Here is a 12994-nt window from a genome sequence, read left to right as displayed (position 1 = left end):
ACGGAGGACCCGGTGATCCAGGAACGCGCCCGCCGGACCAGGGAACATGTACTCAACGCCGCTGCCGAGGAGTTCGCCCTGCGCGGCTACGCCAACACCGCCCTGCAGACGGTCGCCACCCGCATCGGCATGACGAAGGGCGCCCTCTACGCCCACTTCCCGTCCAAGGAGGACCTGGCGCACGCGCTGCTCCAGCACTTCGCGGACGCGTGGGACGACATCCGCAGGGCGTGGGGGGACCTCGACCGGCCCGCGCCGGCAACGCTGTTGGCGGCGGCGTTGAGCCTGGCCAGGAGGCTGGAGTCGGATGTGCGGATGCGGGCGGCGCTGCGGTTGCTGGCGGATGGGGGGCTCACCTCGGACCGGGGCGCCAGGACGCTGGCGGAGATAAGGGACTGTCTGGCGGCACTCGCGCGCCGCGGCCAGGAGGAGGGGGCGATCCTCGCGTCGTACACCCCGGACCGCATCGTGCGGCTGCTCCTGGCGGTCGCCTGGGGCGCGCCCTACGCACCCGGCGCCCCGGCGCTCGACGAGCGCCTCTCGCCGCTGGAGGAGGACTGGGCGATGCTCCTGGACCTGCTCAGCCCGCACCCCCAACTCGCCCTGGGTGCCTGGGGAGAGGCGCCGTGACCGGCAATGACGCACCATCAGCACACACTCGGAAATCGAGGGTTGCGCAGCAGGCGGCACATGTGTCACGCTTCTTCGCGAGCCACTGTGTCTTCTGGACCCCGACGTTGAACGCGTCCTTCGCTCAATTCCCTTGACTCTCCCCAGCGGATACCCACAAGCTGAAAACATTCCTTCGGGAGGGTATTTAACAGTGGATGAACAGGAGATGGGACTGGTGACCAACCCACAGGCCCCCGTCGCACGGGAATCCCGGCCGGCCCAGGCGTCCACGGACCCGGACACCTTCGCCGCCCCCCTGTGCGCATCGCCCCGGTGCCGCCGGGACCACGACGACCCCCGCCCCCGCACCCGGCGCACCGGCACGGGTTCCCGCCTCTGCGGGCCCTGCCGGGAGCGCCTGGCCGACCAGCTCGCCGAGCTCCCCGGCCTCTACGCCGAGAGCGACCACGAGCTGGGCGGGCCGGGCCGGGCCTGGATGTCACCACGCGTCTCCGGAAGCCGCACGCTCCGCCTGCCGATCGACCCGCACACCGCGAGCGTCCGCGACCGCGCCCTGTGCACCCTGGTCGCCTGGGCCGAACTCGTCGTCGACGAGCGGTCCCTGACCACACCCCCCGCACGCACCGTCCCGGCGCTGGCCGCGTTCCTGCGCGAGCAGCTCGCCTGGCTGGCGGCCCACCCGGCCGCCGGCGAGGCGGCCGACGAGATCATGCTGCTCGTCGGCACCATGCGCCGGGTGATCGACCCCGCCCCCGTGGAGCCGACCCCCGTCGGCGACTGCCCCGAGGCGGGCTGCCACGGCACGGTGTCGATCTCCTCGATCGGCAGCAGCAAGGCGGCACTGCGCGGCCTGGTCTGCTCCGCCGGCCACACGCTTCCCCCCAGCATGTGGCTCCGGCTGGGCGGCCTCCGCAAGGAGGTGGCGGCGGTATGACCCCCGCGGAGCGCGCCCGGCGCGTCCCCACCAGTGTCGCCGCCCTCGCCCTCGGGGTCACCGAGGGCACCATCCGCCAGTGGGCCCACCGCGGGCGCATCACCCGCTACGGCACCGCCCGGCGCGCCACGTACGACCTCGACGAACTCGCCGAGCTGGTACGCGGATCGCGCCCCTGACACTCCGGCCGGCCCTCCCCCGTGCCGGCCGGTCCCGCCCGGCCCCGGTGCCGCACTCCCCCGACGGCACCGGGGCCCTCCCCCGTACACGTACGCACCCCCACCCCGCGCACGTCATCGGCACGCACGTCATCGGCACGCACCGCCACCCGGAGAACAACCTCTCGAACGGAGAAGCACGTTGCTGGAACACCGCAAGCTCGGCAGCCAGGGCCTCGAGGTCGCGCAGATCGGTCTCGGCTGCATGGGCATGAGCCAGTGGTACGGCGCCACCGACGACAAGGAGTCGATCGCCACGATCCACCGGGCCCTGGAGCTCGGCGTCACCATGCTGGACACCGCCGAGGCATACGGCCCCTTCGACAACGAGGAGCTGCTCGGCAAGGCCCTCGTGGGCAAGCGCGACCAGGTCGTCATCGCCACCAAGTTCGGCTTCCCGATGAAGATGAAGGACGGCTCCACCGCCCCGGTGAACAGCCGCCCGGAGCACATAGTGGAGGTCGTCGAGGCATCGCTGCGCCGGCTCCGGACGGACCACATCGACGTCCTCTACCAGCACCGCGTCGACCCCGGCGTCCCGATCGAGGACGTCGTCGGCACGATGGCGGAGCTGGTCGCGCAGGGCAAGGTCCGCTATCTGGGCCTGTGCGAGGCCGGTGAGAACACCATCCGCCGCGCCCACGCCGTGCACCCGCTGTCCGTGATCCAGAGCGAGTACTCGGTCTGGGAGCGCAATCTGGAGGACGGCGTGCTGCCGCTGCTCCGCGCCGAGGGCATCGGCCTCGTCGGGTTCTGTCCGCTCGGCCGCGGCTTCCTCACCGGAAGCGTGGACCGCGCCGAGAACTACCCCGAGGACGACTTCCGCAGCCACGACCCGCGGCTCCAGGGCGAGAACTACGACCACAACATGGCGATCGCCGCGAAGATCAAGGACCTGGCCTCCCGCCACGAGCTCACCCCCGCGCAGCTGGCCATCGCGTGGGTGCTGCACCAGGGCGACGACATCGTGCCCATCCCGGGCACCAAGCGCCGCACCTACCTGGAGCAGAACCTCGCCGCGGCCGGCGTCCGGCTCGACGCGGAGCTGCTCCGCGAGATCGAGGACGCCGTCGCCTCCTCGCAGGTGGCCGGCCCCCGCTACAACGAGCGGATGATGGCCTTCATCGACCGCTGACCGGCCCGGCGCCCCGACGGCGCGGCCCCCGCGGCCGTACTCGCGCCGCGCGGCCCGGATGCAGCGGTCCACCCCGTACCCCCGAGCACCGGCGGCCCCCCACCGCCGGTGCTCGGCCTTTCCCTGCCCGGCCGCCGCGACGGCAGGACCCCTGATTCACCCTCCCTCACCCAGTCGAACCCATGCGGAGAGAAGTGGACATGTCCATATCGGATTGGCAGAAACACTGGAAGGCGCGCCGGGGCCGCTTCATCGAGGAGTGCCGGCTGGCCCATGAGCAGCTGCTCGCGGACCTCAAGAACCCCCAGGTGGCGCAGGAGCGCGTGCTCGACGACATCATCGGTGTCAGCGCGGCCTCGCTGCACTGGAAGGAGCGGGGTTACGACGTCCTGGCGAAGGACGCGACCTCCTTCCGCAGGTCGGTGCCGATCATGCGCTACGACGACTTCGCCGAGGTCATCGAGCGCGAGACCCGCACCAAGGGCGGCACCCTCACCTGCAGCCCGGTGCTGCGCTGGCTCAAGACCAGCGGCACGACCGGCACCCCGAAGCGCGTCCCCTACACGCTGCACTGGCTGCTGACCTACCGCATCCCGGCGATGAAGGCGATGTGGGGCACCTATCTGGAGCACCACCCCGAGCTGCTGGCGCACCCCTACGCCACGCTCGACACGCAGACGGTCCGCGAGGACGTCAGCGACTTCGTGCACGGCGTGGAGCACCAGGCCGTCAGCAACCGGCACCCTCAGATCAACACCCGGGACTGGAACCCGCCGTGGTACGAGGCGCCGTGGTTCGGCCCGGACACGCCGACGACGCACGAGGGCCGGATGTACCACCGCATCCGCCACCTCCTCGGCAAGAACCTGCACTACATCTCGTCGATCAACCCGAGCACCCTGATCTCGCTGCGCGACCTCATCGAGGTGCACGGCAAGAGCCTGGTGCGCGACCTGCGCGAGGGCACGGTGGAGGGCGAGCCGTGGGGCGAGCCCGACGTCGCCGCCGCCGATCACCTCGAAGCGGTGCTGGCGAAGCCCGGCTTCAGCCTCAAGGACGTCTGGCCCTCGCTGACGCTCTACAGCTGCTGGCTCTCGGCCTCCGCCCGGCTCTACCAGAGCAAGCTCGACGCGGTCTTCCCCGGCGTCGCCAAGCTGCCCTTCATGAGCTGCGGCACCGAGGGCGTCACCACCATCCCGGTGGACGACACCCCGCTCAGCCAGCCGCTCGCGATCAACCAGGCGTTCTACGAGTTCGTCCCGGCGAGCGTGCCGCTCGGTGAGCTGGTGGAGCGCGGCGAGGCCGTCGAGACGCTGCTGTTCGACGAGGTCGAGGCGGGTGAGGACTACCACCTGATCATGTCGCAGGGCAACGGCCTCTACCGGCTGTGGACCGGCGACATCTACCACGTGGACCGGATCGACGGCAGCGTGCCGTGGATCCACTTCCTCCGCCGTGACGGCGTCTTCCACTCCTTCACCGGCGAGAAGATCACCGAGGCCCAGGTGACGCAGGCCCTCCAGCAGGGCGTCGAGGCCCTCGGCCTCGACATGGGGCTGTACATGTGCGGCCCCAAGTGGGGCGAGCCACCGCACTACGTCGCCCTCGTCGAGAGCCACGGCAGCGACAAGGGCATCGACGCCGCGCTGTCGGAGCGGATCGACCAGGAGCTCAGCACGATCAACATCGAGTACGCGTCCAAGCGCGACAGCGGCCGGCTGCGGCCCATCGAGGTCATCACCGTGCCGCACGACGCGATCAACGCGTACGTCGAGAGCCGCCGGGCCGCCGGCAACGCGACCCAGTACAAGTACAAGCCGTTTCAGCAGGACATCGACTTCGTGGCCGACATCGTCGGCGACTGACCCCGGGGAGAGGCACACATGCTGGAGCTGAAGCGCCCGCCGCAGAACACCCGCAAGGAGATCATCCACGTGCGCCGCGACGGCGCCGACCTCGCGCTGCACCTGTGGCGGCCGAAGAACCTCAAGGGCGCGATCTTCTATTTCCACGGCCTGCAGAGTCATGCGGGCTGGTTGTGGGAGGTGGGCCCGCAGTACGCGAACAACGACATCGCGCTCTTCGTCCTCGACCGCCGTGGCAGCGGCATCAGCGAGGGCGAGCGCAACGACATCCCGGACGTCGGGACCGTGCTCGGCGACTACGCCGCGGCCCTCGCCACGGTGCGCTGCATCATCGGCGAGGAGGTGCCCCTCCAGCTCTTCGGGCACTGCCTGGGCGGCTCCTTCCTCGCGGCCCTGATGCACCATCAGGACTTCGACATCCGCTACGACTCCGCGGTCTTCTGCTCGACCTGGCTCGGCAAGCTGCACGCCACCCTCTCCGAGGAGGAGCGCGAGGCGCTGGCGAAGGAGACGAGCACGGAGCTGTGGGACGCGGGGCTGAAGTCCTCCGACTTCACCGACAACGTGAAGTACCAGCACTACATAGACAACGACGACCTCGCCGTCCGGCAGCTCACCAGACGCTCCCGCGCCACGCTCCTCGGCCTGGAGAAGCTCTATATGGACCCGGCCCGCGAGCTGCCGCCGGTGCCGGTGGGCTACGTCTCCGGGCTGACCGACCCGATCGTCGACCTCGACGACGCCCACAAGACGTTCATCGAGATGACGGGCGGGCGCGGCGGGATCATCAAGTTCCCCACCCACCAGCACTACCTGCACTACACCGAGGCCCGCACCAGCCTCGTCAACTGGTCGTCCACCTTCACCCTGATCCCGGGCCTGGACCACCATGGATGAGGCACGGCTCTACCACGTGGCGCTGCCGATGCGGGTGGGCTTCGACCACCCCGCGGCGCGCCGCCGCCGGTCCGACAGCCTCGTCCTGCGGCTGTCGGCCGGCGGAGTGGAGGGGCTCGGCGAGTGCGCCCCGCGCCCGTACGTCACCGGTGAGACCGTCGAGAGCGTGCGGGCGGAGCTCCAGCGGGTGCCCGTGCGGCGCCTGCTGGAGCGGCTGCGCACGCAGGACAGCGCCGAACTCCTCGGCCTGCTGCGGCGGGACGGCTTCGCGCGGACCTTCGGGATCTCCGGCGGGAACAACCTGATCTGTCTGCTGGAGACCGCGGTGCTCGATCTCCTGGGCCACCGGCTCGGGCTCGGCGTGGGCGAGATGATCCGCCCCGCCGGGCCCGGCCGGGCCGCCGGGGGTCCGCTGCCCGTGTCCCAGGTGATCGACCTGGGCATCGGGGTGGAGGAGTTCCTGGCGACCCGCGGCCCGTTCCACTTCGTGAAGGTGAAGGCGTCCGACGACATCGAGCGCGACGCCCGGACCGTCACCGCGCTGCGCGAGGCGCTGGGCCCCGACGTCCCGGTGATGGTCGACGCCAATATGAGCTGGTCCTACGACGACGCGCTCCACCACATCAAGCTGCTCGCCGGCTGCGGCGCGACGCTGATCGAGGAACCGCTGCGCAAAGGCGCGTGGACGGAGCTTCGCGACCTGCGGCTCGCCACCGGCGTGGAGATCATGCTGGACGAGTCGCTGTGCTCCCTGGAGGACGCCCGCACGGCGGTGCGCACCGGCGCGGCGGACGCGTTCAACATCCGCGTCGCCAAGTGCGGCGGCCTGCTGAACTCGGTGGAGATCATCGACCTCGCGCGGCAGCACGGCATCGCCTTCCAGATCGGCGTCCAGGTCGCCGAGACCGGGCCGCTGATCGCCGCGGGCCGGCAGCTCGCCTTCCGGCACCGGGACGCGATCACCGTGGAGGCGGGCCAGTCGGACCGCTTCTTCGAGCGGATGATCGTCACCCCGGCGCCGGTGGTGGACCGCGCGGCCAACACCCTCTCGCCCGCCGGCGGCGCCGGGTTCGGGATGGCTCTCGACGACAGCGCCCATGAGTGGGCAGTGCTCGGCTACGCCGGGGACACCGACCGATGGCAGCCCCTGGTGGCTGCGACGAAGGCCGAGGCATGAGCAAGTACTTCTCCGACGTGATCGTCGAGTTCCTGCGCCAGCAGGACATCGACTACGTGACCTTCAACCCCGGGGCGTCCTTCCGCGGCGTCCACGACTCGCTCGTCCACGAGGACAACGCGGAGATCGCCCCGGAGATCGTCATGGCCTGCCACGAGGAGATCGCGGTCGCGATCGCCCACGGCTACCACAAGGCGAGCAACCGGCACATGGGCGTCCTCGTGCACGCCAACGTCGGTCTGCTGCACGCCTCGATGGCCATCTTCAACGCCTGGTGCGACCGGGTGCCGCTGTTCGTCCTGGGCGGCAACGGCCCCCTGGACGCGGGCAAGCGGCGGCCGTGGATCGACTGGATCCACACCTCGCAGAACATCGAGTCCGTGGTCAAGGACTATGTGAAGTGGTGCGACCAGCCGACCAGCCAGCGCGCCACGGTCGAGTCGCTCTACCGCGGCTTCAAGCTGATGAACACGCCGATGCGGGCCCCGGTCTTCGTGGCGCTGGACTTCGACATCCAGGAGCAGCCGCTCCAGGACGACGTACGGCTGCTGCCGAAGTCGGCCGCGGCGGCGACGGAGCTGCCGCCGCTGGACGCCCTGGCGGCCGACGGCCTCGCGGCGCGGCTGCGGGACGCCGAACTGCCCGTGCTGATCACGGACTTCTCCGGGCAGGACCCGCGCACGGTCGCCCCGCTGACCGCGCTCGCCGAGTCCCTCGGCCTGGCCGTGGTCGACCGCGGCAACCGGCTGAATTTCCCCAGCACCCATGAGCTCAACCTCTCCGGAGCGGACGCCGCCTTCCTCAAGGACGCGGATCTGGTGCTCGCCCTGGAGGTGCAGGATCTCGCCGGCGCGCTCGGCTCGTTCCTGGAGCTCGACGACCACGGGAAGCCGGCGAACGGCGCGCACGTCGTCACCATCGGCGCCAACGACCTGCTGACCAGCAAGTGGGCGGCGGACTACCAGCAGTTCGTGCCGGTCGACCAGGCCGTCGCCGCCGACGCGTTCGGCAGCGTCACCGCCCTGCGCGAGCGCGTCGAGGACGCCGCCTTCGCCACCCCGGCCTTCACCGCCCGGCGGGACGAGCGGATCAAGCAGATCTCCGCCGCGCATGTGCGCGCCCACACCGAGTGGGCCGCCCAGGCCGAGGAGGCCAAGGGCAACGCGGTCATCCATGTGGCGGCCGCCGTGGACGAGATCCACCGCGCGGTCCGCGACGAGACCTGGGTGCTGGCCAACACCGGCAGCCTCACCATCGACGGCTGGGTCAAGAAGCTGTGGCCGCTGGAGCGCCCGCAGAGCTACCTCGGCCTCAACGGCGGCGGCGGCCTCGGCTACGGCCTCGGCGCGTCGGTCGGTGCCGCCCTCGCCCACAAGGACGACGGGCAGATCGTCATCGACCTCCAGTCCGACGGCGACTTCCTCTACACCCCCAGCGCCCTGTGGACGCTCTCCGCGTACGAGGTCCCGCTGTTGACGATCGTCATGAACAACCGCCTGTACCTGAACTCGACGCAGCACGCCCAGCGGATCGCGGGCAACCGCGACCGCGACATCGACCGCGCGCACATCGCGACGAGCTTCTACGACAACCCGGTGGACTTCGTGACGCTGGCGCGGTCGTACAACATCCACGCGCTGCCGCGGGTCGAGTCGATCGCCGACGTCGCGCCGGCCGTCCGTGAGGCCGTCGAGTTCATCAAGGCCAACGGCAGGCCGGCGCTCGTGGAGATCCTCATGGAGTGAGCGGCGGCTCGTCTCCGGGGCGGGCGGCCTCCCCTTCGCGCCGCCCGCCCCGGCCCCTTCTTCCCCCGAACCCACCGGCTCCCGACGGGAGTTCACCGACGTCCTTGGAGGGCGTTCCGCCGTGACACAGTTCTTCGCATGCACGTACCAGGGCGAGCGGCTCATCGGCTTCGACGAGCCCGCCGACGGAGCACCGCTGCACCTCTACCGGACGCCGGGTGACGACCTCGGCGCGCAGCTGGCGGCCCACGGCTACGACCCGGCCGCGTTCGCCGCCGCCGTCACCGCCGGGGAGCCGGCCGTCACCGTGCCGGCCGACCGCCGTCACGAGGTCCGCCACCTGCCCCCGCTGCTGCCCACCGAGCTGGGGAACGCGCTGGTCAGCGGCTTTATGCAGACCCACAACGTCAAGGTGACCGACGAGGCGGGCGAGGGCGGGGAGCGCCCCCAGCCCAACTGGTTCTTCAAGGGCCTCGGCACCTCCCTCAAGGTCGCCGGTGACCCGCTGACCGTGCCCGCGGCCGCCATCGCCGTGTGCGAGGAGGCCGAAGTGGTCCTCCTCTACGTCGACGACGAGGACAGCGTCCCCCGCTACGTCGGCTACACCTTCGGCAACGACCTCACGGACATCGGGCGGTTCAAGCGCGACCACGGCCACCTCTCGTACGCCAAGCTGTGCGACGCGGCCGTCTCCCCCTGGTTCTTCTCCGGCGAGCCGCCGCGCTCGGTCACCGGCAAGGTCTCCATCGAGCGGGACGGCGCCACGGCGTGGGAGGGCGGCTTCACCACCGGCACCGACGCCCTCGCCTACCGCCTCGACGGCATGATGCGGCACCTCTTCTCCTATCCGCCACTGCACCACCCCGGCCGCGTGCACTACGTCTTCATCGGCGCGGACCGCAGCAGCTTCCACGCCGGCTTCCGCATCGGCGACGGCGACCGGCTGACCATCGACGTGGCGAGCCACGGGGTGACCCTGACCAACGTGATCACCTGGGACGGCTCGGAAAGGCCGGTGGAGTGACCGTGGAGCTCATCCGCAAACTCAGCGACGTGGAGGCGGCCTTCGCCTACACCCATGGCCTGCTGAAGGGAAACACGCAGGTCACCACCTGGGTCAGCGTCGACGCCCTGTTCGGTGACGCGGAGCTGGACGCCGCCGTCGACCGGTGGGCGCGGCGGCTGCCGCTGCTGCGGGCGCGCATCGAGGAGCGGGACGGCTCGCTGTGGTTCCGCGAGGGCCCCGCGCCGGAGCCCGAGCAGCTGCGCCGCGGCCCGCTGCCCGCCGGAGCCGCCCCCGAGGACCTCCAGGGCGAGGAGCTGAACGACGTCCTGCCGACGGGCGGCGCCCTGTGGCGGCTGCGCGCGGCGGCGGATCGGCGGGCGGGGGTGACCCATCTCTACTTCACCCGCAACCACGCGATATCCGACGGCCACTCCACCGGTGGCACGCTGCGGGTGCTGCTGGAGGAGCTCTTCGGCGCCCCCGGGGACGCCGGGCCGGAGCCGTTCTCCCGCAACGGCGACGAGCTGACGTACCGCACGCCCGCCACGGACACCCCACAGGCGTCCGCCGTCCCGGAGGCGCCCGCGGCCCCGATCCCCTTCGCGGTCCGCGCGCCGTGGCCGGAAAGAGGCGCCGCCTTCGTGCCCGTCGACCTGTCGCCGACGGAGTCCGAGGCCGTCAAACTGTACTGCCGCCGCCGGGGACTGACGATCAATCAGTTCTTCGCCACGGCGCTCGCGGAGTCCTTCGCGCTGACCACCGGCCGCGACGAGGTCGACTTCTTCACCGCCGTCTCGCTGCGCCGCCGTTACGCCGAGACGGAGCACCTGACCGACCTGGGCTGCTACATCAGCGTCGTACGGGCGCCGCTGCGGCTCGACGGCGCGGGCTTCAAGGACCACGCCCAGGCGTACCGTGACGGCTTCCGCGCGGCCGACGCCGCCTGGCGGCCGGTGGTCCGCGACCACCGGGAGATCCGCGCGGCGGCCCTGGCCGCGGCGGCGGCCGACAGCTCACCGGGCATCTGCATCACGAACGTGGGCCCCGTCGACGCCTCACTGGGGGCGCACGTGGAGCGCGTGACCGGATTCCGTACGGTGGTCAACCGCACGGGCGCCAACTACGGCGTGGTGCTGCACCTTTCGACCTTCCGGGGCGCCTTCGGCCTGGCGCTGTCGTACGGCACGCCGAGCGTCGACCGCGCCGTCGTGGAGGGCACGGCGAAGCTGCTGCGCGAGCGCGTCGCCCTGGCGGCCGGCGCGACGCCCGGGGAGGACCCGCGGCCGCGCCCGCCGTACGGCAGTGTCGCTATCCCGGCTGCCCCGGTCGCGCGGCAGCGTCCCGCAGGACGAGGTCGAGCAGCCCGGGGAAGCACTCCTCGAACTCGGCCTTACGCAGCCGGTTGATCCGCTTCGCGCCCGCGTCGCGCTGCTCGATCAGCCCGGCCGAGCGCAGCACCGCGAAGTGATGGCTCAGCGCGGCCTTGCGGACGGGCACGTCGAAGCTGCCGCAGGTGCGTTCCCAGTCCTCACTTCCGGCCAGTTCCCGCACGAGCGTGAGCCGTACGGGGTCGGAGAGCGCGGCAAGCGCGGTCTCCAAGGCCACGTCCCGGGGATGGACGTGCTCAGGTGGAGTGCGATGCGGCGCGGTCGCCGCTGCGTTTTCCCTGGTCATGACGGCCTTCCTGACGAACGATTGCAAAGTGTTCGATGTTCTGCGTACAGTTTACTTGTTCGCCTCACGTCGAACAGTCTATTCGAGTCGTGCGTCCCCGGCTCCCGCCGACCCCGGGGCGGGTACTCCCCCGGCCCGCCCCGGTCCCGACTTCTCCCCACCCTTCCGACCGACCTTAGGAATAGGCATGTCCCAGAGTGAACCCAGTACTGCGAAAAGGAAGCTGTCGCTGCTCGCGGCCTGCCTCGGGTTCGTCGTCGTCATCCTCGATGTCAGCGTGGTCAACGTCGCGACCGACGCGCTGAGCAAGGACTTCGGCGGCAGCCTCTCCGGGCTGGAGTGGGTGATCAACGGCTACACCCTCACCTTCGCCGCGTTCCTGCTGTCCACCGGTTCGCTGGGAGACCGCTTCGACCCGAAGCGGATCTACCAGGTGGGCTTCGCGCTCTTCGCCGTCGCGTCCTTCGCCTGCGGCGCCTCCACCACCCTGGTCGCGCTGATCATCTCCCGCGTGATCCAGGGCCTCGGCGCCGCGATGATCGTCCCGTCCTCGCTGTCGATCGTGAACAAGTCCTTCCCGGACCCCACCGAGCGCGCCAAGTCCGTGAGCCTGTGGGCCGCCGCCGGCGGTCTCGCCCTCGCCCTCGGCCCCGTGGTCGGCGGTGTGCTCATCGACCAGCTCGGCTGGCGCTCGATCTTCTTCGTGAACGTCCCGATCGCGGTCGTCGGCATCTGGCTGACCCAGGTCAACGCCCCCGGCACCGTCCGGGACGCGAACGCCCCGCGCCGCTCCTTCGACCTCCTCGGCCAGGTGCTGGCCGTCATCGCGCTGGGCACCTTCACCGCGGCCATCATCGAGGCCAACGGCCAGGGCTGGGGCTCCACCTTCGTCATCACCTCCCTGATCGTCTTCGTCGTCGCGACCCTCGCCTTCATCGCCGCCGAGAAGCGCAGCAGCGACCCGATGCTGCCGCTGCACCTCTTCAGCCGTAAGGCGTTCACCTCCACCTCGCTGATCGGCGTCCTGGTCAACTTCGCCTTCTACGGCCTGATCTTCGTCTTCAGCCTCTTCTTCCAGACCGCCTGGAGCTACTCCCCGATCGTCGCCGGCCTCGCGTTCCTCCCGATGACCGCCACGATCATGATCGCCAACCTGGCCTGCGGCCCGCTGGCCAAGCGCTACGGCGCCCGCACGGTCCTGATGACCGGCAGCACCCTGGCCGCGGTCGGCTACCTCGCGACCCTCCCCGCCGTGCACGCCGGCTCCTACCTCGCGATCGTCATCCAGTTCCTGGTGGCGGGCTTCGGCATCGGCCTGGTCGTCCCGGCCATGACCAACGCCATGCTCTCCGCGGTCGACAGCGGCAACATCGGCATCGCCTCCGGCGTCCTGAACGCCTCCCGCCAGCTCGGCGGCCTGATCGGTGTGGCCGTCATGGGCCTGATCGTCGGCCACGCCGACTCCGACACGTTCACCTCGGGTCTCCAGTCGGCTCTGGGCTGGGCGGTGGCGGCGCTGGTCGCGTGCATCCTGCTCAGCGCCTTCGGCATCCACCGGGTGGTCAAGGCGAAGACGGCTCCGGCTCCGGCTCCCGCCGCGGCCCCGGCCGCGACCCCGGCGAAGGCGGCCGTCCCGGCCGAGTAGCTCCCGCGCGGGGCCGGGGGCATTCCTTTCCCCGGTCCCGCCCCTTCCCAACCCACCCCACAAAC

General features: G+C 71.0%; 12 protein-coding genes. 11 read left to right on the top strand and 1 reads right to left on the bottom strand.

Annotation, left to right across the window (positions count from 1 at the left end; all coding sequences use genetic code 11):
* Window positions 1–12: 12 nt before the first annotated feature.
* The 10 genes from ACZ4A5_RS20155 to ACZ4A5_RS20110 all read left to right on the top strand — a co-directional run bounded on the left by ACZ4A5_RS20155 (window position 13) and on the right by ACZ4A5_RS20110 (window position 11016).
* The gene (locus tag ACZ4A5_RS20155; RefSeq protein ID WP_467585532.1) at window positions 13–630 is read left to right on the top strand and encodes a TetR family transcriptional regulator; all 618 of its coding nucleotides are present in this window, start codon (window positions 13–15) and stop codon (window positions 628–630) included.
* Window positions 631–847: 217 nt separating this feature from the next.
* Window positions 848–1567: an OvmZ protein gene (locus ACZ4A5_RS20150; protein WP_467585528.1), complete on the top strand. Its 720-nt coding sequence runs from the start codon at window positions 848–850 to the stop codon at window positions 1565–1567.
* Window positions 1564–1746 carry a hypothetical protein gene (locus tag ACZ4A5_RS20145; RefSeq protein ID WP_467585525.1) on the top strand — a complete coding sequence of 61 codons (183 nt, stop codon included), beginning with the start codon at window positions 1564–1566 and terminating at the stop codon, window positions 1744–1746. The genes ACZ4A5_RS20150 and ACZ4A5_RS20145 overlap by 4 nt, the downstream gene beginning before the upstream one ends.
* Before the next feature lie 184 nt (window positions 1747–1930).
* Complete coding sequence (locus ACZ4A5_RS20140) at window positions 1931–2920, top strand: aldo/keto reductase (RefSeq protein WP_467585622.1); 990 nt, start codon at window positions 1931–1933, stop codon at window positions 2918–2920.
* A 200-nt stretch (window positions 2921–3120) separates the two neighbouring features.
* On the top strand, window positions 3121–4785 hold the full coding sequence (locus ACZ4A5_RS20135) for a GH3 family acyl-acid amido synthetase (protein WP_467585522.1): 1665 nt from the start codon (window positions 3121–3123) through the stop codon (window positions 4783–4785).
* 18 nt (window positions 4786–4803) lie between these two features.
* Window positions 4804–5682 (top strand): alpha/beta hydrolase, encoded by an 879-nt coding sequence (locus ACZ4A5_RS20130; RefSeq protein WP_467585519.1) that lies wholly within the window; start codon window positions 4804–4806, stop codon window positions 5680–5682.
* On the top strand, window positions 5675–6859 hold the full coding sequence (locus ACZ4A5_RS20125) for an enolase C-terminal domain-like protein (RefSeq protein ID WP_467585516.1): 1185 nt from the start codon (window positions 5675–5677) through the stop codon (window positions 6857–6859). Before ACZ4A5_RS20130 ends, ACZ4A5_RS20125 begins: the two co-directional genes overlap by 8 nt.
* Window positions 6856–8604: a thiamine pyrophosphate-binding protein gene (locus tag ACZ4A5_RS20120; RefSeq protein ID WP_467585513.1), complete on the top strand. Its 1749-nt coding sequence runs from the start codon at window positions 6856–6858 to the stop codon at window positions 8602–8604. The genes ACZ4A5_RS20125 and ACZ4A5_RS20120 overlap by 4 nt, the downstream gene beginning before the upstream one ends.
* 121 nt (window positions 8605–8725) lie before the next feature.
* On the top strand, window positions 8726–9628 hold the full coding sequence (locus ACZ4A5_RS20115) for an FAH family protein (RefSeq protein WP_467585510.1): 903 nt from the start codon (window positions 8726–8728) through the stop codon (window positions 9626–9628).
* A complete protein-coding gene (locus tag ACZ4A5_RS20110) occupies window positions 9625–11016 on the top strand; it encodes a hypothetical protein (RefSeq protein ID WP_467585507.1) in 1392 nt (463 codons plus the stop codon). Before ACZ4A5_RS20115 ends, ACZ4A5_RS20110 begins: the two co-directional genes overlap by 4 nt.
* On the opposite strand, the gene ACZ4A5_RS20105 is transcribed toward ACZ4A5_RS20110, so the two are convergent.
* The gene (locus ACZ4A5_RS20105) at window positions 10919–11284 is read right to left on the bottom strand and encodes an ArsR/SmtB family transcription factor (RefSeq protein WP_467585504.1); all 366 of its coding nucleotides are present in this window, start codon (window positions 11282–11284) and stop codon (window positions 10919–10921) included. The genes ACZ4A5_RS20110 and ACZ4A5_RS20105 overlap by 98 nt on opposite strands.
* A gap of 187 nt (window positions 11285–11471) precedes the next feature.
* Between ACZ4A5_RS20105 and ACZ4A5_RS20100 the strand changes: the two genes are divergently transcribed.
* Entirely contained in the window at window positions 11472–12929 is a 1458-nt protein-coding gene (locus ACZ4A5_RS20100) for an MFS transporter (protein WP_467585502.1), read from the top strand.
* Window positions 12930–12994 lie beyond the last annotated feature (65 nt).

It is taken from the genome of Streptomyces sp. NPDC025618 (assembly GCF_055558795.1).
Note: the sequence above shows the minus strand (reverse complement) of the source record. Positions and strands in the feature narration are given on the sequence as shown.